Annotated in this window: 27 protein-coding genes; 13 read left to right on the plus strand and 14 right to left on the minus strand. The window is 61.6% G+C overall.

Annotated elements, in window-relative coordinates; genetic code table 11:
• The first annotated feature begins 83 nt into the window (after positions 1-83).
• From E3N86_RS17595 to E3N86_RS05185, 3 genes are all read left to right on the plus strand, one after another.
• On the plus strand, positions 84-470 hold the full coding sequence (locus E3N86_RS17595) for a DUF4238 domain-containing protein (RefSeq protein WP_166785021.1): 387 nt from the start codon (positions 84-86) through the stop codon (positions 468-470).
• Positions 467-913, plus strand: a complete 447-nt coding sequence (locus E3N86_RS17600; protein WP_134371880.1) for a DUF4238 domain-containing protein — start codon at positions 467-469, stop codon at positions 911-913. Before E3N86_RS17595 ends, E3N86_RS17600 begins: the two co-directional genes overlap by 4 nt.
• Positions 914-1,115: 202 nt before the next feature.
• Positions 1,116-1,706 (plus strand): recombinase family protein, encoded by a 591-nt coding sequence (locus E3N86_RS05185; RefSeq protein WP_134511503.1) that lies wholly within the window; start codon positions 1,116-1,118, stop codon positions 1,704-1,706.
• A 223-nt stretch (positions 1,707-1,929) separates the two neighbouring features.
• Here E3N86_RS05185 and E3N86_RS05190 read toward each other — a convergent pair whose 3' ends face one another.
• Complete coding sequence (locus E3N86_RS05190) at positions 1,930-2,535, minus strand: GNAT family N-acetyltransferase (RefSeq protein WP_134371876.1); 606 nt, start codon at positions 2,533-2,535, stop codon at positions 1,930-1,932.
• The gene (locus tag E3N86_RS05195; protein WP_134371874.1) at positions 2,523-3,269 is read right to left on the minus strand and encodes a phosphotransferase; all 747 of its coding nucleotides are present in this window, start codon (positions 3,267-3,269) and stop codon (positions 2,523-2,525) included. The genes E3N86_RS05190 and E3N86_RS05195 overlap by 13 nt, the downstream gene beginning before the upstream one ends.
• A gap of 59 nt (positions 3,270-3,328) precedes the next feature.
• Here E3N86_RS05195 and E3N86_RS05200 point away from each other — a divergent pair, with 59 nt between their 5' ends.
• Entirely contained in the window at positions 3,329-3,958 is a 630-nt protein-coding gene (locus E3N86_RS05200) for a class I SAM-dependent methyltransferase (protein ID WP_241985954.1), read from the plus strand.
• 234 nt (positions 3,959-4,192) lie between these two features.
• Positions 4,193-5,065, plus strand: a complete 873-nt coding sequence (locus tag E3N86_RS05205; RefSeq protein ID WP_134511505.1) for a hypothetical protein — start codon at positions 4,193-4,195, stop codon at positions 5,063-5,065.
• A gap of 144 nt (positions 5,066-5,209) precedes the next feature.
• Here the strand turns inward: E3N86_RS05205 and E3N86_RS05210 are convergent, their stop codons facing one another.
• The 3 genes from E3N86_RS05210 to E3N86_RS05220 all read right to left on the minus strand — a co-directional run bounded on the left by E3N86_RS05210 (position 5,210) and on the right by E3N86_RS05220 (position 8,160).
• Positions 5,210-6,436 (minus strand): hypothetical protein, encoded by a 1,227-nt coding sequence (locus E3N86_RS05210; protein ID WP_134511506.1) that lies wholly within the window; start codon positions 6,434-6,436, stop codon positions 5,210-5,212.
• Between the two features lie 152 nt (positions 6,437-6,588).
• The gene (locus tag E3N86_RS05215; protein WP_134371866.1) at positions 6,589-6,972 is read right to left on the minus strand and encodes a hypothetical protein; all 384 of its coding nucleotides are present in this window, start codon (positions 6,970-6,972) and stop codon (positions 6,589-6,591) included.
• A gap of 723 nt (positions 6,973-7,695) precedes the next feature.
• Positions 7,696-8,160: a cytidine deaminase gene (locus E3N86_RS05220; protein WP_134371862.1), complete on the minus strand. Its 465-nt coding sequence runs from the start codon at positions 8,158-8,160 to the stop codon at positions 7,696-7,698.
• A 675-nt stretch (positions 8,161-8,835) separates the two neighbouring features.
• Between E3N86_RS05220 and E3N86_RS17605 the strand changes: the two genes are divergently transcribed.
• Positions 8,836-8,958: a hypothetical protein gene (locus E3N86_RS17605; RefSeq protein WP_255453037.1), complete on the plus strand. Its 123-nt coding sequence runs from the start codon at positions 8,836-8,838 to the stop codon at positions 8,956-8,958.
• 71 nt (positions 8,959-9,029) lie between these two features.
• Positions 9,030-11,507, plus strand: coding sequence for a molybdopterin oxidoreductase family protein (locus E3N86_RS05225; protein ID WP_134511507.1), 2,478 nt, complete (start codon positions 9,030-9,032; stop codon positions 11,505-11,507).
• Positions 11,508-11,605: 98 nt separating this feature from the next.
• Here the strand turns inward: E3N86_RS05225 and E3N86_RS05230 are convergent, their stop codons facing one another.
• Positions 11,606-12,412: an alpha/beta fold hydrolase gene (locus tag E3N86_RS05230; protein WP_134511508.1), complete on the minus strand. Its 807-nt coding sequence runs from the start codon at positions 12,410-12,412 to the stop codon at positions 11,606-11,608.
• Between the two features lie 249 nt (positions 12,413-12,661).
• A complete protein-coding gene (locus E3N86_RS16745; protein ID WP_166785022.1) occupies positions 12,662-12,823 on the minus strand; it encodes an SOS response-associated peptidase family protein in 162 nt (53 codons plus the stop codon).
• Between the two features lie 656 nt (positions 12,824-13,479).
• Here E3N86_RS16745 and E3N86_RS05235 point away from each other — a divergent pair.
• From E3N86_RS05235 to E3N86_RS17795, 3 genes are all read left to right on the plus strand, one after another.
• Positions 13,480-15,027, plus strand: a complete 1,548-nt coding sequence (locus E3N86_RS05235; protein WP_134511509.1) for a bifunctional UDP-sugar hydrolase/5'-nucleotidase — start codon at positions 13,480-13,482, stop codon at positions 15,025-15,027.
• Between the two features lie 394 nt (positions 15,028-15,421).
• A complete protein-coding gene (locus E3N86_RS05240; protein ID WP_241980536.1) occupies positions 15,422-15,691 on the plus strand; it encodes a cell division protein CrgA in 270 nt (89 codons plus the stop codon).
• Positions 15,692-16,412: 721 nt separating this feature from the next.
• Entirely contained in the window at positions 16,413-16,691 is a 279-nt protein-coding gene (locus E3N86_RS17795) for a putative quinol monooxygenase (RefSeq protein ID WP_134511510.1), read from the plus strand.
• 39 nt (positions 16,692-16,730) lie between these two features.
• Here E3N86_RS17795 and E3N86_RS05250 read toward each other — a convergent pair whose 3' ends face one another.
• Positions 16,731-17,168 (minus strand): ASCH domain-containing protein, encoded by a 438-nt coding sequence (locus tag E3N86_RS05250; protein ID WP_134371856.1) that lies wholly within the window; start codon positions 17,166-17,168, stop codon positions 16,731-16,733.
• Between the two features lie 155 nt (positions 17,169-17,323).
• Between E3N86_RS05250 and E3N86_RS05255 the strand changes: the two genes are divergently transcribed.
• Entirely contained in the window at positions 17,324-18,307 is a 984-nt protein-coding gene (locus tag E3N86_RS05255; RefSeq protein WP_134511511.1) for a hypothetical protein, read from the plus strand.
• 99 nt (positions 18,308-18,406) lie between these two features.
• Here E3N86_RS05255 and E3N86_RS05260 read toward each other — a convergent pair whose 3' ends face one another.
• The 5 genes from E3N86_RS05260 to E3N86_RS05280 all read right to left on the minus strand — a co-directional run bounded on the left by E3N86_RS05260 (position 18,407) and on the right by E3N86_RS05280 (position 20,994).
• Positions 18,407-18,898 carry an FBP domain-containing protein gene (locus E3N86_RS05260; protein WP_134511512.1) on the minus strand — a complete coding sequence of 164 codons (492 nt, stop codon included), beginning with the start codon at positions 18,896-18,898 and terminating at the stop codon, positions 18,407-18,409.
• Positions 18,899-18,972: 74 nt separating this feature from the next.
• Positions 18,973-19,545, minus strand: coding sequence for a TetR/AcrR family transcriptional regulator (locus E3N86_RS05265; RefSeq protein WP_134511513.1), 573 nt, complete (start codon positions 19,543-19,545; stop codon positions 18,973-18,975).
• A 205-nt stretch (positions 19,546-19,750) separates the two neighbouring features.
• Positions 19,751-20,272, minus strand: coding sequence for a hypothetical protein (locus E3N86_RS05270; RefSeq protein WP_134511514.1), 522 nt, complete (start codon positions 20,270-20,272; stop codon positions 19,751-19,753).
• A complete protein-coding gene (locus E3N86_RS05275; protein WP_134371848.1) occupies positions 20,269-20,601 on the minus strand; it encodes a PadR family transcriptional regulator in 333 nt (110 codons plus the stop codon). The genes E3N86_RS05270 and E3N86_RS05275 overlap by 4 nt, the downstream gene beginning before the upstream one ends.
• A 147-nt stretch (positions 20,602-20,748) precedes the next feature.
• Positions 20,749-20,994 carry an SHOCT domain-containing protein gene (locus tag E3N86_RS05280; RefSeq protein WP_134371846.1) on the minus strand — a complete coding sequence of 82 codons (246 nt, stop codon included), beginning with the start codon at positions 20,992-20,994 and terminating at the stop codon, positions 20,749-20,751.
• A 112-nt stretch (positions 20,995-21,106) separates the two neighbouring features.
• Here E3N86_RS05280 and E3N86_RS05285 point away from each other — a divergent pair, with 112 nt between their 5' ends.
• Positions 21,107-21,643 (plus strand): GNAT family N-acetyltransferase, encoded by a 537-nt coding sequence (locus E3N86_RS05285; RefSeq protein ID WP_134371844.1) that lies wholly within the window; start codon positions 21,107-21,109, stop codon positions 21,641-21,643.
• A gap of 691 nt (positions 21,644-22,334) precedes the next feature.
• Positions 22,335-22,913 (plus strand): TetR/AcrR family transcriptional regulator, encoded by a 579-nt coding sequence (locus E3N86_RS05290; RefSeq protein ID WP_134371842.1) that lies wholly within the window; start codon positions 22,335-22,337, stop codon positions 22,911-22,913.
• A 343-nt stretch (positions 22,914-23,256) separates the two neighbouring features.
• On the opposite strand, the gene E3N86_RS05295 is transcribed toward E3N86_RS05290, so the two are convergent.
• A complete protein-coding gene (locus E3N86_RS05295; protein WP_241980535.1) occupies positions 23,257-23,745 on the minus strand; it encodes a DUF2510 domain-containing protein in 489 nt (162 codons plus the stop codon).
• Between the last annotated feature and the right edge of the window lie 302 nt (positions 23,746-24,047).

Raw genomic sequence — 24,047 nt, forward strand, 5'->3', positions numbered from 1 at the left:
GTCTGTTCTAAGGAATGATCGTGCCCGCGTAATTCGTTTTCCACGCTTGATTTGCCACGCGCTCGTGACGTGACCGGATTACCGTGCCCGACCATCCAAAACGCCACCATGTTGTTCCGCAGTTCTACCTGCGAGGATTCGCCCGGTCAGAGCGGCTGGTCGCCGTGCAGGTGTCTGATGGAAGACGGTTCTCGACGCCCGTGAGAAAAGCCGCGAGCAAGACCCACTTCTACCGGCTTGCACCCGACCATCTCTCCGGACCGCTCGCGCTCGAAACCGCGCTTGCCGTGGTCGAGGGTGACGCTGCGGCGATTCTCAAGAGAATCATCGACGGGCAGTGGCCGCTGAGCTTTTTTGAACGTCGACAGTTGTCATTCTTCATTGCAGCTCAGCTGGTGAGGGGCCCCGGTATCGGGGCGCTCTGGAGGCCTCGGGCGCCATCGGGACCAACGGCGACGGCTCCGCGATGACATCCACCGACATGCATGCACACCAGATCGCGACGCTCGCCGAAGAGTGGATGCCTCAGTTAATGGACCGTCCATGGGACTTGGTGCGATTCACCAATCGCTCGCTCATAACGTCAGACTCGCCCGTCAGCTCTATTCCGCCACTCGATTACGACGCTGGACGCTGGGCCGGCGCGCCCTTCGCGGTCGCGAAGGAGGTGCTCTATCCGATCAGTCGCAAGCTCGGCTTGATGATGAGAGACAAGATTCAGATCTCCGGTTTCGACCGACAGCAAGGAGCGCAACTGGGTGTCTTCGATCAGATCCGCCCGGGCACTGTCCGGCTCGAGCAGTATTTCAATCGGTCGACCGCCAAGACTGCGACTAGGTGCCTCTACCACCACCCGAGTGACGCGGGATTCGTCCCGCCCGAAGTTCCGGACCCCACGTCGCCGAAGTACTGACCGCCACTATCCCGGTCTCGACCCCAGAATGACCGCGCGAGTGGCGCCGGAGCTATGCGACGCCAACGTTCTCCCGGCCTCAGACGACCCCCCAATGTCCACCAGGGTGTACCCAATTGAGCAGGTCCAGATCGCCCGAGAGTCGCGTCAATCAGGGTGAATGTCCTATATAATTGGACAGAAGCGACGGGGGATCTAAAACATGACTGGACACAAAGGACAGGTCGTTGGCTACGTGCGAGTTAGCGCCGCCGACCAGAACGAAGTGCGGCAGGTAGAAGCGCTCGGCGCGGTGGACAAGATGTACTCCGAAAAGGTTTCGGGCAAGAACGATCATGATCGGGCACAGCTCCAGGAGATGCTCGCCTACGTGCGAGATGGCGACAAGGTGCGCGTGAAGTCACCGGATCGCCTCGCACGTTCGACGACTGACCTTCTCGCACTCGTCGAACAGCTCAAAGCGAAGGGCGTCGCGCTGGAGTTCGTCGACAATCCCGCTCTGAATTCAGATACCCCTCAGGGCGAGTTCATGCTCACGGTTCTCGCCGCGATCGCCCAGCTGGAGCGCAAGACCATCCGCGAGCGGCAGGCAGAGGGCATCGCCATCGCGAAACGGGACGGGAAATACGAGAAGGCTCCGAAGCTCGCACTGGGCCAGATCGCACAGGCACGCGAGCGGATCGACGCTGGAGTGCCGAAGGCGTTGGTGGCCCGCGACCTCGGGGTGTCGCGCCAGACGCTCTACGCCGCACTGAACGGCTCAGGGAAATACGCTGCGTTGACGGGAATCTAGAGCAGTGTTTCCTCGCACGGACAAGGGCAAGCACCTCTGCCCGGAGTGTGGCGGCAGCTGCCGGCCGGAGACGTTCTTGGCCGATGGGTATATCCAGTTCGCGCGGGTGCGCCCCGAGCCCAGCCTATGTCGCTTTCCGCGCTCGCACACAACTCATCCGCACCGAGTTCGACACTCGCTGTCGTCCCTTACGGGGAACCTCATCCGGGCGCGTGTTCTTGATCTATTGCGGCATCGTGAGGCTGAGCCAGCGTTCTTCGACGGCATAGCCGAGATGTTCATTCATGCGGATGCTGCCGGAGTTGATTTGAGCACCACCCGTGCCGAAGATCCTGACGCCGGCGTCGGCCGAGGCTGTGATTGATGCGGCCTTGACGGCAACGGCGAGCCCTCTGCGGCGGTAAGAGCGGTGGACGGACGTGAATTCGGTTTCTGCGCGCGCGGTAGTCAGGCAAAGTGCGCTGACGGCCACGAGTTGCCCGTCATTTATGGCGCCAAATAGGCGGCACCCGGATCTCCACAGTTCGAGTACGTCGGACTCGTCGCGCTGCGGCACGGCCGTCGCTGGCGTGTAGGGGTAATCGGCGTGATTCAAAGCTTCGAGCGCTGTGACCTGAGGCGCCCAGCTGGCGTCGAGTTCCTCGATCAGGAATCCTTGGTCCGTTGCCGCCACGACCGCCGCGTTCAGCACCGTCACGTCGGGCGGATCGCTCAGGCGCAGGCGGGCGCCCCACGATTCGCCGACAACGACGTACCCCGCCTGGGTTTGGTGTTGCAGGCGCGGATCGTTGACTTGGATTACCTGTATATCTGCGTTCACGAGGCCCACTGGCTTGCAATCATTTCGAGAATTCGGACGCGATCGCGTCGGTATAGTGCGGCATGCTCCACGAAATCACGGCGAGCCGTGTCGGCGGCACGTTGATCCGTGAAAGCGGCAAGATCCTCCAAGCGGTCTGCTGCAGCCCGAAGAACGGCAGCCTGGTCGAACTCATGGCCGTAGGAACGAATGAGCGCATCGAGCCGGCCGGGGCGAGCATCCCAGCCCGGAGCGTCATCGTCTGCGTACTCGCCGAGCGGGACGAGCCGATAGGCGAGGTAGGCGAGATCCCAAATCCGAGGCCCGGGGGAGGCCATGTCCACGTCGATAAGACCGGTGATGTGCCCGTCTTGGAAGACCATGTTGTACGGTGCGACGTCGTTCAGGCACACCACCTCGACTGGCTCGTGGGCCGGCAGCTGCCATACGGTGGCCGAGTTCGCGAGTGGTGCGCTGGCGTCATGCACCCGTCGAAGCAAAGACCCGGCCTCGTGGAGGATCGTGGTCGACCAGATCCAGCTGGGCATTGGGTAGTTGCCGACTATTCCCGGAAGGCAGGAGAGCACTTCGCGGCCCTGCTCGTCCAGGCCAAAGGGCTCAGGTACTTCCGCAACTCCCGCCGCGAGGAGTGTGGTCAGAAGTTGATGTACCGCGGGAGTCCAAGGTCCGGCGGGGCGGTGAACGGTGTCGCCTACCCGCACGACCGTGCTCGAGTTTCCCCCGGCCAGAACCTCTTCATCCATCCCCCCAACCTAAGGGCTGAATGCGGAACCCCAACGAGGATCCTCTTAGACTCGATCCCGTGACTGGCAATGTGGTTCGAGAGGCGTATGCCGATCGAGCTGAGGAGTACACGGCACTGCTCGGCTCGATGGCGAATACACACGAATCGGATCAGCGGCTTGTCGCCCAGTGGGCGAGCGACCTGCGGGGGCCGGTAATCGATGCGGGATGCGGTCCTGGACATTGGACGGATTTCCTCAGGAAGCTCGGTGTCGAGGCGGAGGGCGTCGATCAGGTTCAAGAATTTATCGGGCGAGCGAAAGCAAGATTTCCGGCGGTCTCATTCCGAATCGGGTCACTTGGCGATCTCGACGTCCCAGACGGGTACGCAGTTGCAGTCCTTGCTTGGTACTCCGTCATCCACCTTGCCCCCGATGAGTTGACATCGGTCTTACGTGAGTTCGCTCGATGCATTGCACCTGGCGGCAGTCTCCTCGTCGGCTTCTTCGAGGGCGACGCCGTCGTGCCGTTTCCGCACGCCGTCACCACCGCGTATTTCTGGCCCGTCGGCGAGATGAGCGCACAGCTTAAGACCGCAGGATTCAAGGTTCACGAGGTGCACACTCGAACCGATCCGGGCAAGCGACCCCACGCCGCGATCATCGCCCACCGAACCGACATGTCAATCGCCTCAGCAGGTCTCGACTAGCGGGAAACTCCGATGCCGCTGTCCACGGGAAGGGAAGCGCAGCCGTCAAAACGGACTGTTTCATGGACCAACGTCTTACGGGACGCTGCGACAGCGCGCTCCCGTCCAACGATGCGCACAACTTGTACTCCGATCTCGGGTTCTTCGCTTTATACGCCCGAGAGACTGGATGGAGCGCATCATCAGCCCCGGCGTGTAGCCGAGAGACAAGTATCTACCCAGTACGGTGGCACTGTGACCGAAGAGAACCTGGCGCCCGGCGAAAGTGGCGACCCCGTCGTCGTTCCTGCTCCCCAGAAGCTGCGTCAACGAGGTGAGTTCATGGCGTCCCTGACATTCCGGCCGCTCGATGGCGGAGAACTGCAGCGCATCGCAAGCTTCGCCGACACGGAGGACTACGCACGAGTCGAGGTTCTCAGTGAGATGCGCACCGTTCTTGGCCAAGTGCAGACGATGGCACCGGATTCACCCGCGGTGCGGACATTTATCAAGGCCGCGAGCCACATGCACGACCTTCGCCAAGCGCGCGGGGCGCTGGAATCCGCCGACGCTACGGATGACGCCTCGGTGGCCGCGCAACTTCGTGTATACGCGGTCGTCGCGTACGGCCGCACCTTCGGTTCCAACGCTCGGCCGGACCTGGCGACCTTCGTCGAGCTATCGCCGCAGGATTCCGAACTGACCGCCCGCCTGAAAGTCGTTCGAAACAAGTACGGTGCGCACTCGGAGAACGACATGACCACAACGACTCCGCTCCTCGACTTGCAAAAGGAGGTGGGTGGAAACATCAGTATCCAACAGGTCACTGGCATTACCGTCGATTCACCGATGCCTCATTCCTTCGTCACCGAGTTTGCAGAGATGCTCAGCCATATCATCGAGCAGCTCACTGCTGCCCTCCAGCCGTTGAAGAGCGCGGTGCGAGAAAATCTAACTCGGGAGGAGGTCACTGCTGTATTTGATGACCCGCAGCCGCTCCAGATCGTGACTGTGCCTGTCGCAGAGTGGGAGCCGAACGCGCGCCGCCCTGCATACCCGGCCTCGAGGTTCTCCCCTGTGCACATGGACACCGGCCAGGAAACTATAAACGCGAGCATCACGCGGTAGTCGAGGCGCAGACCGTGGCAGGGAAGATATAGGCAGCCTTAGAGCGGTTTGTCCCAAAGACCAACCTTGAATGCGAGAGTCGGACCGGGAAACGCCTACCTGATGACTGCCTGGGTAACGAGCACCTATGCATCGTTTAGGAAATCAGCTCTTTTTCGATCTGCGCACGAGAGCAGCTAGCACGGCATCGGGACCGCCTTGCGATCGCGGCCCATATGCTCGCCGAATCCAGCTCACGAGCCCCGAGGTGGCGGCGGCACTAGCCGCCACGTAGGGGTTCCCACCGCCGACGGTGGCAGCCACTGCGGCCAGACCGCCTGTGAAGATGAAGTCGGATCCCGTCTTGTCGAGTGACGAGAGAAGTGAGGAGCGACCAAGTTCTGCCTCGACGGCACGAACGGCCGGTCGCAGTTCGTCCTGAACTCTCTCTCGAAGTTCCTCTGAATTGTCAGCGGCTCCCGCCCGGCGAATTCGATCTAGCGTGCTTCGCCAGTCCTCAAAGCCTGATGAAGACTCCCTCATCTCGACCGCCCGAGCTATTGGTACATCGAATGACGGAACGACCACTCTGGCCACTTCTTCCAAAAAGCCTCCCGGGTGGGTGAACCGCGCAGCCGAGCCCACCTTTGTGCGCAGGAGTTCGAGGTCTCGCTCGGTTGAGGGCACGTATTGTGCTCCTGAGGCGTCTGCGATGGCGAGGGTCTTGGCCAGGTAGTAGAAAATATGCTGGGTTTCCCACGGCTCGTCGCTGGGAATTGCGCCGCCGGAGAAGCTCAATGACAATCCACGTAGGTTGTCCCAGACGGCGAATGCGTCATCTGCTGTAGAGGGCTGGCGCGCCAGTGACTGCATTGCCTGCGAGCGAACGTCGTGCCGTACCGAAGTCGCCAAAGCGTCTCTGCGATCGGAGAGAATCGGCCACTGGCTTCGGAGAACCACGACGCCGCTCTTAATTAGCGATTCCAGCGAGTAGAGATTTTCGACTATTGCAGCGAAGCGAGCGACCGCCCTGTCCGGGTCGTCCCTAAACGCCATAAATGTACCATGTGTGCTCCATATTGCCGGACCGGATGTGACGGTGTTGAATTTTGCATCCTCTGGCCTACGCACTCGAATCGGGTGAGTCGTCGGCAGACGCGACCGATCGTCAAAGTAGTCAGCGAGCGGGTCAAGGACTAGGAGGTTGGAATAATAAAGCAGGGATCTACTTAGGTCGCCCCGGAGAAAGGGCTCGCTCCAGTAGGTGCCGAGCCAACCACCAACGAGGTAGGCGCCCCCAGGAATTGCGTCCTTGCTCTGTGCCTCAGACAACTCTCCCAAGAGACCGGCCAAGTCATCGAGTTCTGGAATCGTGAGCTTGCGAAGCTGCATTGGCGTGGGACGCGAGCCAAGAGCAGTCTCCAGGACGTCCAACGCAGTGGGAAGATCCCCAGGTCCTGCTATCGCCATGCGCGGCCTCTTTCTCGAATGGTTTTATCATCGCAGTCGTCAATTCACTCCAATCGCCTGTGCCCAGCACATGATTAGCGATTCAATGCTCCGCTTTCGGTGAAGTAGGCCGCCTTGTCATCATCAAGGTCGATCACCCCCGCCCGTTCTCCGTCGCGGATGACGGTTACGAGCATGTCCAAGACAATCACCGCGGCTCCGCACCACTCGTACATCGGCACGGTGTTGCTTCGGTGCGGGAACCGTTTCGATGCGTGCCATTTGCCGAAGTCGTTGTGGAGATGTCGACCGTAGAGCTCGATGAGCACACGTTCCCAGACCGGCGTCGCGTTTCCGTCGAAGCTTTGAGCCAGACGGGACGGGACGCTGTCCGCTCGCGCATACTTTTCCACCTCGCTGAGATGGGTCGATATGCGTCCATCCTCGCGCCTCATTTGGCGTCGAGCGGCATCGATCACCCGATGAACCTCAGTTTGCTCGCCTGTGGTAAAGAACTTGCGTAAGAGCGCCGCGTGTAGGTTCACAATCCAGTAGATACCGTCGCTGATGTGATCCTCATTTCGGAGGGAAACTCCGGTAGTGGAAACGTTGCTTGGAGGCTCGCGTAGTCGCTGATTGCCTCCAGGAATATCTCGATGCGCACGCGGTCATTAGGTGGATCTTTGAATTTGGCGTAGTGGTGGCGCGGATGTTTCGGTTGATTGCCTGCCATGAGACGACGGTAGATCCCAGCACCGACAGGCGTGCTGTTCTTGAATGGCAGACGAACTGCGTCCGAAAGCCGAACGGCTACCGGACGATCCCGCGTAGTTAGGGGCGCAGTCGCAGTTCCAGCTAATCAGACCGCACGGACGTATGTGGACAATACTTGCGAGGCGGAATATGGGCCGTCACCGTCCCTGTCGACCTGCGGCGTGTCGAACTCGATCCAATAGACGAACTTGCTTTCCCGAGCCGCTGCCGGTGTGAGACCGTGCGCTCGTTCAGACGACTGGACGGTCCCGGAGCAGGGCTCGCTGAATGGGCCCCCGAAGATCGGATCACTCAGTATCCGCACTCGCGTGCCTGGCCGTAGAGCACGCGCAAATGTTTGACGAATCCCCATGACAGGGATTTTAGCGTCGCTCCTCAAACTCGGATTCCCCGTCCGCAAGGCGAACCTCAATCGATTCCGCCGGTCGTCAGCGGAAACGCTCTTCGTCGAACTGCTGAGTGCCGCCCTTCATAGTCCATGACGCGGCAAACGGCATCAGGGTCTCAATGGTGGCGACACGAACACCCTCGGCGGTCGGAAGAAGCACCCTGATGCCGGGGTAGTAATCGAAAAGGACCTGCCGGTCACGACCGCACGGTCCGACAACACCGCGCCCGTGATTGCCAACAGCGACGATTGTCGTGATTTCTCGCCCGCCCTGTGCACGCGCCGCGCCAAGTGCAACCAGCTCGGCGCACGGACCGCCGGTGAAGTGGAACAGATTCACCCCAGCGAACATGCGGCCGTCGGCGTCTCGAACTGCCGCGCCCATAGTGTGTGCACCATCTTCATCGGGCCCGGCGTCCGTGTTCGCGTCGATGACCTCTCTTGCGAGTTCAACGAGCTCAAGGTCTTCGGCCGTCGGCACTGCGAGTTCAGCGGTTGGGAGCATGAGCGTAATCCTACGGATCGAACCGAACGCAAGTCTTGGCTGGCATGTCCGTAAGCGGAACCTTCATGGGGCACAGAATTCGCCGCCAGTGCTTCGAGCCGGCGTTGAGCAGCTGGGTGGCGTTTGGGAACGTCTTACGGGCACTCGCCATCGCGGTGCTGGGGTTCTCTTTTCATCTACGCCGATTGCAATTGATCCCATGACGGGCGCGGCTTTGGAGTTTCTGAGCCTCGGCACGGTTGCGGATATCAGGCGGATGAGGGCGACGTGGAGTCAGCGACATCGTTGGTGCTTTGCAGTCCCAACTTGGTCAGGCACTGCTCGGAGTGATCGTCACGAAGAACGCGCGGGGTCTCATACGGTGGGCCAACGGAACGGTTCATCCGCCGTAGACGAGCGAGTAGCTGCTGTGCGATACGTTCCAAGTTGTTGAGTTACCGCTCGCGGTGGAACCGGGCAAAGTAGCTCGTGCGTGGCTCCTAGGGATGAATCCCCAGTTGGATGACGAGTCCCTGGCCGAGGTGCTGTCCACCGGTCGAGCGCGCGGCGTCATGGCGGCAGCACGGGCTTTCAATAATGATGGCTAGCCCCGCGCTCGCGCTCATTGAACCACCGCTGAATATTGCCTTCTCAGTGAGCCAGGGGTGGTGCGGGTGAAGGTTGCTGTACCGAAACATGAATCGTGTCGCTCAGGTCATCGTTCCCTACCTGCGGGGCGAGAACATGGCATTCGCCTACTTGACCCTCGAAACGGTCGGCTTCACTTCACCGACGGCGGTGTCGGGGCACTGTGGATGAGTCTCGTCTGGACGTTGATCTGGGCTGCTCGCGGGCGCAGACTACAAGTCGGAGCGGAAGAGGGTGTTGTGATGGTGGACAGGATCGGCGACATCTGGGGCACCAGGACGCCTTTTGGCCGCGGCGAGAAGTGGCCGGTGCGTGTTGATCAGAAGTTGGCTGATGGCCTCGGTGAGGACGACGTTGATCGTTGGGTGCAGTCGGCTTGCACGCTGTGCAGCAATGGCTGCGCGTGCGACATCGCGGTGAAAGACGGGCGGATGGTCGGAGTGCGGGGTCGAGCCATCGACACCGTCAATCATGGGCGACTCGGGCCGAAGGGCCTCTTCGGCAGTTGGCAGGGTATGTCGAACGGCGACCGGCTGACTCGTCCGCTCATCCGGATCGGTGGCGAGTTGGTCGAGACCGACTGGGACACGGCGATGTCCCGGATCGTCGAGCGAAGCAGGCAGCTCTTGGCGGACAAGGGTCCACTGAGCCACGCGTTCTATACCAGCGGCCAATTATTTCTCGAGGAGTACTACGCGCTGGCAATTCTCGGCAAGGCTGGTATCGGTACCCCGCACATGGATGGCAACACCCGATTGTGCACGGCGACCGCGGCGGCGGCGATGAAGGAGAGCTTTGGTGCGGATGGCCAGCCTGGTAGCTACGCCGACATCGACGAATGTGATGCGATGTTCCTATTCGGGCACAACATGGCCGAGACGCAGACGGTGCTGTGGGCGAGGGTGCTCGATCGGATCGCCGGGCCCGACCGGCCACGTATTGTCTGTATCGACCCGCGTGAGACTGAGGTGGCGCGGGTCGCGGACGTGCACCTTGCGGTGCGTCCAGGGACGAACCAGGCACTGATGAATGGTCTGATCCGGGAACTGTTCATGAACGGATGGATTGATGAGGCCTACATCGCGGCCCACACCATCGGAGTCGACAGATTGCGGGCCGTCGTGGAACCATGGACGCCAGACGCAGTAGCTGAAACCTGCGGTGTCTCGGTCGACGATGTGCGAGAAGCTGCACAAATTTTCGGCACGAGCGCCCGAGTGCTCTCCACCGTTTTGCAGGGCTTCTACCAGTCGGCGCAGGCAACCGCGGCATCGTGTCAAGTGAACAATATGCACTTGCTGCGAGGAAAACTCGGCGCGCCAGGAAGCGGGGTGCTGCAGATGAACGGCCAGCCCACCGCGCAGAACAACCGGGAGTGCGGAGCGGACGGAGACCTTCCCGGATTCCGCAACTGGGAGAATTCGGAGCACGTCCGCGAGCTCGCGACCCTATGGGACGTTGATATTTCGATCATTGCGCACCAAGCTCCCCCAACCCATGCGATGCAAATCTTTCAGTATGTCGAGCAAGGCAACATCGAGTTTCTCTGGATCTCGGCGACGAACCCGGCGATTTCGATGCCGGAATTGGAACGTATCCGCGCCATCCTCGGCCAAGAGAACATCTTCCTCGTCGTGCAGGACCTTTATCTCACCGAAACGGCGCTGTTTGCCGATGTCGTGCTGCCGGCCGCGGGCTGGGGCGAGAAAACAGGAACTTTCACCAACGCGGATCGTACGGTGCATCTCTCCGACAAGGCCGTCGAGCCGCCTGGTGAGGCAAGGAGCGATCTGGATATTTTTCTTGACTATTCGGCGCGGATGAATTTTCGCACGAATTCGGGCGCGCCACTGCTCGACTGGGCCGGACCGGAGGACGGATTCCGCGCGTGGCAGGACTGCAGCCGAGGCCGCCCGTGTGACTACACCGGCATCACCTACACGCGACTTCGAGGAGGAAGCGGCATTCCGTGGCCGTGTAACGACGAGCATCCGGAGGGAACAGTTCGACTCTACGGTGACGGCGTCTTCGCCACCGAGCCAGACGACTGCGAAACGTTCGGCCATGACCTGCTCACCGGTGCCTCGGCCGGTGAGCAGGCGTTCCGTGCGCTGGAGACTCACGGGCGCGCCGTTTTCAAGGCTGCACCCTATGCGCCACCATCCGAAGAGCCGGATGCCGACTTTCCGTTGCGGTACACGACCGGCCGCACGGCGTACCAGTTCCACACGCGCACTCGCACCGGTCGTGCCCGGCAGCTCAACAACGCGGCACCGTCGGCGTGGTTAGAGATCTCGGTGTTGGATGCTGGCCGGCTCGATATCGTGGAGGGTGACACTGTACGAGTCACCTCCCGTCGCGGTGCACTTGTCGTTCCCGCCCGCGTCAGCAATGTGCGCGAGGGTACGGTATTCGCACCGTTTCATTACGGCTATTGGGATTCGGGACGACCCGGTCCGGACGGTCACCCCACCGCAGCCAACGAACTGACGATGACAGAGTGGGATCCGGTATCCAAGCAGCCCCTGTTCAAAAATGCGGCTGTGCGGGTGGAGAAAGTAGCGGACGGTACCGGCCCGTCACCGGCTCCAACGACCGCAGCATCCCGCCCTGCGGATTCCGGCGGCGTGCCGGTCACGGTTGGCGGCCCGGACGCCGAGGCGCACGAATCAACATCTCCGATCAAGTTGCCCGCTGTCGCGCCCGAGCAGGGAAACTGATGCTGTTCCCTGCATGCATCATCCCCAGCCGTCGCCGGTTCCACCTTTCTGAAGCCAACTCAGCCGTAGGTGGCTCCGCCCGGGCGCTCAGCCGCAGCTCAGCCGGTGCTATCGAGAATCAGGCGCGCCGCTTCCGTTGGTTGGTCCCAGTGCGGGAAGTGACCGCAGTTTTCGAACCAGTGCAGCGTTGCATCCGGGAACAGCTCCGTGGCCCGCGCCGCCTCACTGGGAACGGTGACCTTGTCCTTCCGCCCCCATCCAATGACCACTTTGCCCTTGAGTGAACCGGCCGGTGCGCCTTCCTGGCGGGGTCCGTGAATCAGCGCGTTGAGAGCCGGGTCCAGGCTGGTCGATGTCTTGAACCCGCGAAGCTCGTGCAGGACCAGATCCTGTGGCAGCTTCCAGGGGTGGGCGGAGAACTGTGCAAACAGGGCCGTGCGACCCACAGGGTTGCCCGTGAGGAAGGGGAGCGCCGGTTGGATGCGGCGCACCAGTGCGACGGATGCCTTGATGCTTGTACCAAAGATCGCTGCCTGGCGGTCATTCCAGAATCCACCAGGGTCCAGTGCGACCGTGGTGCCAGCGTGCCCGCGGCGTGCCATTTCCATTACCATCCGGGCGCCCATGGAGCTGCCTACCAGATCAAGGTCACCCAGTTCCGCGTCGCGGATAAAGGCTTCGACGGAATCGGTCAGCGTGGCAATGGTGGTTTCGCCGGTCAGCGGCGCGGATTCGCCGCAGCCGGGGAGGTCGACGGCGATGACATCACGTTCAGCGGCCAGCGCCGGGATTACCGGGTTCCAGTTGCCAATACTGGAACCGACCCCATGGATCAGCAGGAGTGGCTTACCGGAGCCTTGCCGAGTTGAGTGCAACATGACTTCACTGTAGGGGCAGAGCAACATATCTGGCCAGAGGTTATCTGGCCAGAGGCCCGACGGCACAGCGATACGCCGTTAGGCAGCGCATCCAACGCTCAATCGCAGCTTGGGTAGGCAGTCCCATCGATCCGCAAGAGGGACGCCCTGCGGATACTCCCCCGCGACGACTGGGTTGCGCATCGCGCTTGGGCAGGACGTGCCCGCATGACTCGCCCGTTGAGGATTCGCCCTCAGGTACCTTTAGCGCGACAACCGTTCAACGCTCAGGCTGTGTTACTGCACTGTTTCGTCGTGGATCCATTCGCGCACGATAGGTGCCGGGTCCGTGGGGGCAACACTGTACGAGGGCTTCCAGTCGGAGGCGTTGGCGCCGGTGGCGTCGAAGAGGCTCAGCAGCTCGTCTGTCGTATTGGGGACCACGTATCTGCCGCACATGCAGTTGAAACTAGCTTGCCCTCGGCCTCGTCAGCAATGGGATCAACCCGGCGCTGTCTGGGTAGTGCGAGGACGGCCAACGTCACACGAAGCGAACGAATCCGCACTCCGGGCAGCATCAGAAAGGGCCTTCATCGGTGCCCAAGATCACCATACGGACCAAGCATCGTTGACAGTTCGGCACACCCAGGTCGTCGTCCATGCCGGTCACACTACGCGCACATCACCCGCCAGCATCTGAGCAGCCGATGCGCTCTCGTTCTGGGTCTACAACGAGATCTGGTGCTGGTACATCCCCACCCACGGCGACGACCTCGCCGAACTACGCTCAACCCTGTGGCGCCAACGAATAAATGCCATCTCCGGCCTGCAGCGCCTCACCCCACAAATCGTGGACGCCCTCATCAACCCGCCCCCGAGCCGCCTGACCTACCGGGAGAGCGCGAAAGTCCGCGGTCGGCGTCACCGTTCTTGCACCGTGTAGTAAAAACCAGACCATCAGGAGTTCCGCTATTTTGGAAGCCGCCGCGCTGGAAAGTGTGAAGTCAGTTGTTAATCATTAGGACGTTGAAATGACCTTGGCAGGAGAGGTCACGTTCACACCCTGCGGGGACCTTGGTCGGGTACGCACGCTCCGAATTCGAAGGGACCACACCTTGACGCGCCCCCTGATCCGACTCCTGTCCATTCCGGCCTTTGCGATAGTACTGGCGGCGTCTGCACCGGCCCAGGCCCAGGCCGCCCCGCCCGATCAGGGCGCCGATGCCGCCAACCCGCGCGCGTCGAATTCCGCGACCCTGCTGTATTTTAACGACGCCCACGAGATCGGACCGGTACTCTCCGGCGGACAGGACCGCGGCGGTGTCGCCCGTCTCTCCGCTGCGATCGACACGGTGCGTGAGGACAATCCAGCGACATCCGTCGTCTTCGGCGGCGATCTGGCCGGAGGCACGCTCTTCGGCGGGCTTTACAAGGGGTTCCCGATGGTCGACGCCTTCAACAAGATCGGCGTAGACCTCGCGAATTTCGGCCAGCACGACTTCGACTTCGGGATCGATATCGCCCGCGAGCTCGTTGCCGCGTCGGAGTTTCCGTGGATCACCTCCAACCTGGTCGACGCTGAGGGCGAGCCGTTCGTGGCGGGAGGCACGTGGGAGGTCCAGCGCATCGGCAAGGTGCGAGTGGGCTTCATCGGCCTGACCGACGCCATCGATACGACCTTGGCCAGCGACCAGCTCGACGAGACCGATCCCGTCGAAGCCGCACGGGCCGCCGTGGCTGACATGACAGCGACAGAGAAGGTGGACGTCGTGGTGGCAGTGACTCAGCACTCGATGGACGACAACCGGGTGTTGGCGCAGGCCGTACCGGAGATCGATGCCATCTTCGGCGAGGAGATGGCTGAGTACGAGTCCGTCATCTCCTACTCCGGCGCGGTCCCTCTGATGGCTCCCGAGGGGAACATCGGCTCGCTCATCCGGCTCGACATCACCAAAGAGGGCGGCGAGTACATCGTCGCCCCGTCCGTGATCGAGGTGGACCACACGGTCACCCCGGACCCGAGTCTGCACCAGCTCGAGAAGTTCTACGAGGCCGATATGGCGGCCAACCTCTCCACGGTCCTCGCCACTGTCCAGACCCCGCTGCTCAACCCTGAGAACGCCGCCCGCCGCCAGGAAACAGCTCTCGGCAACTGGGTTGCGGATGCCTTCCGCGCGTACCACGGCACCCAGATCGGGTGGATGAATGGTGGTGGCCTGCGCGCAGAGGCACCAGGGCCGGACTTCACCACGCGGGACGCGTACTCCATCGCACCCTTCGATAACAAAGTCATGGTCGTGCAGGCGTCCGGGGCCGGGATCGTCGCAGCACTCGAGCAGGGCGTTGGACACGTGGACATTCTGGGAGGCGGCTTCCCCCAGGTGTCGGGGATTTCCTACTCCTACTCCCCCAGTGCTGCCGTCGGCTCACGCGTAAGCGACGTCCGGGTCGCCGGGGAACCAATCGACGTCGCATCCACGTACTCGGTGGCGGTAACAAACTACGTCGTCGGTGGCGGCGACGGCGTCGCCGGGTTCTCGGGAGGATCAGTGCTGGTCCCAGCTTCGGGAGCGCCAAGCGACGCGGAGGCGATCATGGCCCACGCAAAGTCGCTCGGCGTCGTCGACGCGACGACGGAGGGACGGATCACCGTCCTGCCGTAAGACCGACGCCGAAATCGGCGGCCTCGCGCACGGCGTTCCCTCAGCACGCACCAGCGCAGATCGAAACTGCCGCGGGGGGTACATTGCCCGGCCTGGTCGGTGTACTGGTGGCGTCGGAGACACGGACGGCACAGGAAGTCGTCCCGCCAGACTTTGGTCGGTGGAGGCTGGGCCGAACAGCCCGAGAGCACGAGAGTCGAAAGCCGAATCGGAGCATCGGAACCGGGGTCGCCCAGCCATGCGCGGCCCGGACCAAGAAGGGTCGCAGGAGCTGTCTCTTCCCGCTCTTGTGGATCGACTTCAAATTGAGATGGGGCTGTGCGACTTCCCATCCGTTCTTTGGCGTTTTGCTCGGTACTGATGCTGATCAACTAACAAAATCTTGGGGGCCACAGTGTCAAATATCGCCATCGCCATGGACAAGTCCGCAGGGACGGGGCGCACGGTCACGGGTGCAATACTGCTCGTGCTTGCCATCCTGGGCGGCTTCTTCGGCGTCGCTTGGATAGTCATGTTCTACGTTTCCCAGGGCACTTTGCCGATCGCTGCCCTGGGATCGTGGAACCTGCTCGGGGGCGGCTTCTTCTTCGTCACGGGGATGCCGATGCTCATTGCGGGAATTCTCCTTCTTGTCAGCGGTTCCCGGCAGCGGCGCCGGGTATAGGCAGACAGCATGAGCAACGCCTCACCGGCTGGCCGGATGACCCTGAACATCGCCGAAGATCCAAACAAGGATCAATGCCTGCTTCGCGGCGCCCCGAGCGAACGGAAGTAGTCATGGAATCCCAGGGGGGAGGGAACCAGGCAGCAGATCATAGGCCTTGTGAACGCGGTTGATGGGTGGAGTGTTTCCGATGCCGCTGTGGTGTTCTTCCAGGACGCGAAGGCGCAGGTCGGGGCAGCATGATCCGGACCCACCGCCCTGATCCGCGGCCGAACCCGGCGCATCGGCGCCCGCGGGGTGTCAGTGACCGGTGAACAGATGTGGGACCTGCTGGACGTGGCAGGGAAAGTCCGGGCCCGCCAGGCTGCGGAGCGAGAACGGGAGCGGGTGGTGGTCGAGGCAGAGGCTGCGGACAACGTCATTCGGATGTGGAGGCGGCGGGCGTGAGGTTCAGGCCACTATTCATGGGATGGGCGTTCCTGTAGACGCGCCTGACTGCGAATTATCTCGGTCGGGGCAAACGGGACGGTCTCTTCATTAGAAGCTCCCTGGCCGTTTTGTGTCGATTCCCACACTCGGCCGCACAAATTCCGCTCTCGCATGCACAGCTCATTCACCGCAGCACGGACCTTGGTTCTGTGCCCATGAGGGTCCGGCTTACGGGACACGCAGGATACGACACTCCCGGCACGGCTCTCCGGCCGGCATATACGCTCATGGCATGAGCCAAGTGCACCTGAGTGGTCAACTTACCTGCCGCGATCGGGATCAGGCGGCCGTACTCGCTGAGCATCTTTCGGATCACGTGGCTCGAATGCGCGCGGAGCCCGGGTGCATCTCATTCCGTGTCGCCCCGACCGTCGATCCTATGGTGTGGCAGGTCGACGAGTGCTTCCAGGACAGTTCTGCGCTTAAAGCACACCAGGACCGCGTTGCGGGAAGCGACTGGGGACGGGCCTCAGCCGGGATCGATCGTCGCTACTCGATCCACGGGCTCTAGTCACCTCACATTGCCCACCTTGGGCTGCCGGTACGAGTACTACGGTGCGGCCTGGCGGAGCGCCTCGACTAACTGAAAACGCTCCAGTACGACGAGCGTTTCGTCATCAACTGTGAAGTCTGAATTGTTGAGGAAGTCACGCATCTCCGCACTGTGCCAGAAGGCTTCATGACCGCGCCGCCAGGCGGCTACGGAGTCGAATCCTTCGCCCTCGTCGCGCGCATGCTCGAGGCCGACGTCAGCAAGTCGGACAATCTCGACCGCAACCGTCTGGATGATCGCCACCGCGGCGTCGCTTGAATCCACAACCGTCTGCTTGTTCCCGACGATCGGCAGCTGTTCGTCCTCTACCGAGTACTCCACGAAGGTCGAGCTTGTGGAGGTCTTCGTGCCGGCCAGGATTGCGGCGATCAGTCGATCCCGAAGCGGGCCTGGAAAACCGAACTCAGCAATCGGGAATTCACCGTGGTTGGTCATGAAGTGATCCTAGGTACCCAGGCACGCAACCCTGAATCGCAAGGCGTTCCCGTCTCGCTTGCACGAACCAGGCAGGGGCTCGAACCGACTTGGGTGCAATGTACTCATCACCTGCCGAAACGCTAGCATCTCCGACTTGCGCCTAGCATTCAGGTGTGGCCTCTCTCGAGTTTGACCCCGCGCGATTGCGAGTGGAACGTGCCAAGGAGCATTCTGCGGAAATGGCGCGCGTGTGGAACAGATTTCTAGAGCCTCACCCCTTCGAATTCGACCTGCGCCGGATGTCGATCAGGGAGTACGAGATGCGGGTCCTTCTCGAATCGCCCATACCGCCCGCGCTCTCGCTACTCTTCGGGGAATGGCTCTACAACCTTCGGAGCGCTCTGGATTATGTCGTCTGGGCTGCTGCCGTGCATACGTCACGAAAGTATCCCCCGCCTGGCGAATCAGCCCTGCAATACCCGATCTACGATGACGCCTCATCTTGGAAGCGAAATCTGTACAGGTTGGCGCCGCTGGCGGAGCATCACCGCGAGATGCTCCTCACCATGCAGCCCTTCAACTCCGACCCGGACGGCAACTACTTGGGCTGGCTCAATCGACTAGCGCGGATCGACAGGCACCGGACGTTAGCCGTATCTACCGCAAGAGTCGCGGAGGCCGAGCCCGTCGTCGGAGTGCCCCGTGACGCTGAACCTCGATTCAGATGGGGTGAGCGGACCCTCCGAAACGGTGTGTGCCGCCTTGGACGCCTCACATTCGATCGTGACGTTGAGCCCGAAGAGTTGCACTTCAATCCGCGCATCGGCATCGATCCGGAAATTGACGAATGGTCCAAGTCGCCGTTTTGGAGCAGGATCCGCTTTTCCGAAAGACTCCGCATGATCGAGCTGTTCGTGGCCGTCGAGATCACAATCTACGAGTTTGATACGACAGGAGACTCAGAAGGTCTCGAACGGCTGACGGAGACATTTCGGAACGAAGTGCTGTCGCGTCGCACATCTCAAGTTGACAGTCCGATCGAGCGCCTCGACAACCCAGAACTGCAATGGAGTGATCCAGTATTCGGTCGTGAAAGCAACCGTGGTCGGCTGCTTGGCCATGACTTCCCATCGCAGGGGAGCCACTCCGCGCGCTGATCTTGCACTCTTCCCAGAGGGCCTGCCCGCCGAGGTGTCGGCACCTGACCGAATCGACCCTGAGTTCTGCGTTGATTGGGGGTTAGCTTGCGGGCGGCCCTATTTTCCGTCGCGGACACTACGTGCAAAGTTGCGGACGTGTGTTCCCAGCGCTTCGATGCGTCGCTGTCGTGCTGCCTCCACGTCGAAGCCGATGTAGGCGACCGGGGGGAGCTTGCGGACGTTTGCAGAGCATTCGAAGCCGGCGCAGACGAGAGTACCGACCGTGTCTCCGTTGCGCCCTGCCTGGCCGGCCCGCTTGATGCTGAAGAACACCACGTCGTTCGGGAGATGCACGTCTTCGCACCACGAGCATTGGGGCCGCGTTCTTGTCTTCCCGTCGGCTTGACGAAGCAGGATCCCGACCAGGCCCTCCTCGAGTTCAACGATGACATATCCGATTCCCGGGATCTTGGGGTCCCGCCAGCCGAGGTAGTCGAGGTTGTCCCATGGCAGGTTTTCGAGGTCCCGGGGAAGGGTGAGCGCCTTGCGTTCCCTGAGTGAAGCATTGATGAATGATGACCGGATGTCTGTTGCGGTGAGTTGGAGCATGAGGTGCGGATGCCTTCTCTGTCTGTGTCGCTGATCCGTGGAACGCGAGTAGTGGGGAGCGCTAAACGGTGCCGTCAGGCCGACGGCGGCCAGTTGTTCAGGACAATATCGAGGGCGTCCAGGGCCCGGGACCACGATGCATCCGCTGCCCGCTGCGTGTTTTGAAAGCCACCGGAATGTTCCAGACTCACGTATCCGTGGAACACGCTGTGCAGCAGCCGCACCGCGTCGGTCTGGTCCGGCTCCTCGAGTGCGTAGCCCCGGAGGATGGCCCTGGTCATCGACGCGTGCCTACCCGCCGCACTGGCGGCAGCCACCTCAGGGTCAAGCTCTAGCCGTGTTGCTGCGTATCGCCCGGGATGTTCCTTCGAGTACGCCCTGTAGGCGTTGGCGAAGGCGACCAGCGCATCCTTGCCGGCACGGCCAGCCAATGCGGCAGCGACTCGGTCGGCGAGTTCGGCCAACGACAGCACGGCCACCCTCGTCCGGAGGTCCCGCACATTCTTGATGTGTGAGTAGAGGCTCGCGTCCCTGACGCCGAGGAGGCGCGCAACAGCCGAGACGGTCACGCCCTCGAAACCGATCTCGTCAGCTAGGTCAGCCGCTGCGAAGGTCACGCGTTGCGTCGTCAGCCCTATTCGTGCCATTGCGTCCACCTTTCTCCTTTTCCTAGGGTAGCAATGTATTTGCCTAATACCTCTAGGTAATTGCTCGATGTCGGTGAGGAGTCTTACTCTCGGATCGCAGTCACTCGATGCGGAGCCATCGCTACCGAGATGGGCGCCAACAGACACGCAAGCAAAGCTCAGCACTCGCGCGCGCACCCCGAGGTCACAGCCCGTAGAGGGTTGGTTACTGCGAGAGCGACACCGCGCGGTGGGCAAAAAGCCGCCACGGCCGTGCGGCAAGCACGAAGGCGATGAAGCCAACGGCCAGGCAAACCCAGCCGAAGTTGATCGAGAGGCTGAAGCCGCTGGCGGACGGGCTGTAAGTGAGGCTCGACCCGGGGAAGAAGGTCATCGACCCGGTAACCGGGCTGTCGGGAGTTGCACCCATTGCGCCGTCGAGCCAGCTCAGTGCAGCGAGCAGCTCGGCGAGCAGTGAAAGTCCGAGGAGGCTCATACCGACCGTGAATCCGACTGTCCAGTGCGGGCGCGTGGGATCTGGAACGCTTGCAGATGCGGCCATCGCGCGGGTGCCGCCCAAACCTCGGACGGCGTTACGCGACCCGACCAGCGCGGTCGCGTCACCCAGGTTGGCCCTGAGCTCACGCCTCAGATCGCGCCGTCTCCGGCCCGGGACACCGGCGAAGTCAAGCCACAGGTCGTAGGACAGGGTGGCGCCCACGATGCGGGCGCGGTCGAGAACGTTCATGCTGGATTCCTTCTCTCAAGGACATGATCAACGTTGGCGGTGAGCGTGGTCCACGCGTCGAGTGCGCGAGTCCCTTCGGACTGTCCGGCGGCGGTGAGAACGTAATACTTTCGTGCCGGTCCCGAGGCCGACCGCACGAGGCGCGAATCAAGCAGCCCAGCCGACTCGAGACGAGTCAGTGCGGGATATACGCTGCCTTCTGTCAGCTCCGTGAAGCCGGCCTCTCGAAGGCGAACCACGAGAGCGTATCCGTAGTCGTCCTGGTCACCGACGAGGCGCAGCAGGAGAAGGGAGAGGACTCCCTTGAGCATCTGCGCATCGTGTGCCATTCCATCAGCATATGACCTAGTACTAGGCATACACAAGTACCAAGTTCACCCCACCAGAGACCCCTGAGTGGAATGAATGTCGGATCCAGCTACTTGGTGTGAGTGGCACCGCAAATTCGTCCCGCTGAGCGATCGATCAGTGCTGCGTCAAATTCGACCCACTAGTTCAGCACGTTTCGCTTCGTATTCCGTTTCGGACAGGAGTCCCTCGTCACGCAACTGTGCGAGTCTCCGAATTTGTTCAACAGGATCGGGCGACGAAGTCACCGGGTGCCGAACGTTCTTTCTCACGAGCCGGATGACGACAACGATGATGGCGACCACGACGAGAGCCATGGTGGCGAGCACTCCGAGGATGACAAGAACATGCCAACCAGTGAGGTTATTGAGCATCTTTCCCCTTTTGCCAGCATCATGCCGACGTCAAGCGTGAGACTACCGGGCGACTCGCCGGTCTGTCCTTCGGCCTGCGGTAGGTCCTGAGCTGGAGTGGGAGAATCGAACGGTGCGACGTCTTTCCAGTCTCGAGGACCACTTCCAGATCACCGAGATCGAGCGAGCCGCCGACGTGTTGTTCCGCAACATCAATATGGCGATAGTCGCCGATGATCAACCGATCAGCAGGCAGGATTTTCAGCGCTTCGTCACGGACCATGGAGCGTTTGTCTGGCTCGTCGACGGAGTGATCGTCGCCTACTTGCTCCTCGAGCAGGTTGACGGAGCTGCCCATATTGAGCAGGTCACGGTCCACCCGGAGCATGCGCGTCAGGGAATCGGAGCGCAACTGATTGTCCTCGCTGACTCTTGGGCACGGGAACGCGGACTCCCCGCCGTGACGCTGACCACATTCCGAGACGTTCCGTGGAACGCGCCATACTACAAGCGCCTCGGCTTCAGTGCTTTCTTGCCACGTGACTGGGGCCCCGCGATGGGCGCTCGAATGGAGACAGAAGCTGCGCGAGGGCTCGAAGCCTGGCCGCGAATGGCGATGATCCGACCCGTGAGCAAACTCCGAACATCCGAAGCTGACGTTCACGAATAATGCCCGCAAGGCGTTCCCCTCTCGATCGAGGCGGCCGACGTCCCGCAGAGAGTCCGGATACCCCTTCCGGTCCCGTCTACAGCAACCACGTTCGGGCGACACCTCCAGGTGGTCTCTTTTGGTGGCTAGTCGGTCTGATAGATATTCATCGACACGCGGGTCCACCCAGCCGGTATTTAGACGATCTTTCGTACCCTTATTGACGGAGTCCCCCCACTCCACAAGGATTGGCCCCGGCAGATTCCTCACCTCCCCCAGGTGCAGCGACGCCGGGGCTTTTTCGCGGCTACGACTCGGTAACTCCCAGTCGCGCAGGCGCGCAGCCGTTCGGCTCGAAGCGGCGGCGCAACTGCAGCGATGCAGACACCCAACGTCTTCTTCGCTTTCACCCGTGACGCAGTCGGGTTGGCGGCCCCAGTCAGAGATCAATCTGACTGGGGAAGCCATCGTCCCGGACCCCCCGGTATCCCCACATTGCATCGAGACGTTATTCTCGCCGGGACTTGTACGATCGTACAATACTTTGAGTCGCGGACGTTCGGGGGGCATGGCTACGCTTGTAAAGCACCGCTCGATGAAGTCCGTCCGGATGTGGCCTCGTTCACGGAGTCAACACCGCAGCGGTTCAGGTTCGGACTTTGTTTAATCTCGGGAGGCACGATTGGCACGCCACGATTCTCGGTCGGCCGAGATGCGCGAACGCATTCTGGCCGCCGCTGCCGTTGAATTCGCCGACCGTGGCTACGCAGGCGCGTCGATTGGCCTCATCGCCGAGACCGCAGCAACCGGAAAGGGTCAGGTTCAGTACCACTTCAGCGCCAAGTCGGATATCGCCCTAGACCTCATATGTTCCGCGTTCTCACGAGCCCCATTCGCGAACGTGCTCGACGACGCCCCACCCATTCACGGGATGGAAGCGATCGTCGCCTCAATCCGGGGCGTGGCCGACGCGTTCCAAAACGACGTCCGCGTGCGGGCCGCAGTGCGACTGATGCGGGAGTACCAACTGATCCCAGCCACCCTGCCAACACCATATGTCGGCTGGGTCGCGCGCATCGGGCTGCTACTCCGCGAGGCCGAGGCCGCCGAAGAGGTACCTGTCGGCCTGGACCACGACCAGGAGGCCTGGCACCTTGTCGCCAACTTCTACGGCGTTCAGGAAATCTCCAATCGACTCACGGAACGCACCGACCTCCCTGAACGAATCGAAGAAATGCTCACACGCGCCCTCAAAACGCTTGGCGTAACTCATCCCAACCGGTTTCTCTGACCGCGTCAGGTGTCGAGCATTTCCCCACGAAAGGCCGCGTTCACATTAATGTGCCGCATGAGGGCCTCCGTGACTGGTGAAGATGTTAGATACCTGCACTCAATCCGGGGGCCCTCGCTCACCGCAGGCCAGCGACCACTCGTCGCGAAGCGCCCAAGCGACCCGGCCCACGCGTTAACGACGACTCGTTCCGAGTCAATGTTCAGGTTTAACGAGGCAACGCGTCGACATGTGGGGGCAGGCATTAAGGCACCAAGAAAGGGTTCTCACTGGCGGTCCCAGCTCCCCCGTCATCGGCTCGCCATTCACCCCAAACCTCACGCCCTGCAGAGACGGACCACTATTATCTGGTTATCCCAAGCGCTTCAAACACGTAGGGAACCGGAAGCAGCATCAGCACGACGGCAAGGCCGGTGATGTTCAGCCATGTCCACCTCAGGATGATCGAGGCGATCATAGGCATGACCATGAACGGACCGATGATGATCGGGGTCATAAAGAATCCGAGCGACGCCCAACCCGGGTCCGCCGGGTTCGACTTCAACAGCTTAGGGATCAGGACCGAATAGTGGTTGATGAGGTAGGCGGTTGCAGCGACCGCGACGACTAGACAGATGTAGCTCCCAACGAAGCGCCACCGGGACACTGGCCGCTTAACACTGGAAGCTGTGATCATGAGGAACGTTCTCTTGAGGCGCGGGGCCACAGGGAGATCGCGTTTCACATGCTCGGTCCAGTCGGTTCCATTCCACCAGCGCAGTTGGTTGGACGTCTCGGACTTCGGATCGGGGTACCACCCGGATGGTTGTGGTGTGGTCGTATGATCTGCCACAGCGTGTCCTTCCCCGCCACCACAGGTGCGCGTAGCTGACCACAGCATAAGGGTGGCCGGGCATCTGCCTCCAGCCCCCTTTCAGAGCTGTAGACCAGCCCGGGTAGAGAGAAAGAAACCTACCTCGGCCCTCGAACATCGCGCTACTTGACGAATAGACAAGCTTCCTCGCTGCCAGCAGCAAGTTGCGGCATGACCAGGTCCTCATGCAGACCGGCAACACCGATGGGGTCGAGCAAAACTGCTGACATCGCCAGGACGGTTGCGCTCTGGCCAAGTAGGGCGTCACCGTGTCGTCGAGT

This window comes from Cryobacterium sp. Hz7 (genome assembly GCF_004402815.1).
In the GTDB taxonomy this organism is placed as follows: Bacteria; Actinomycetota; Actinomycetes; order Actinomycetales; family Microbacteriaceae; genus Cryobacterium; species Cryobacterium sandaracinum.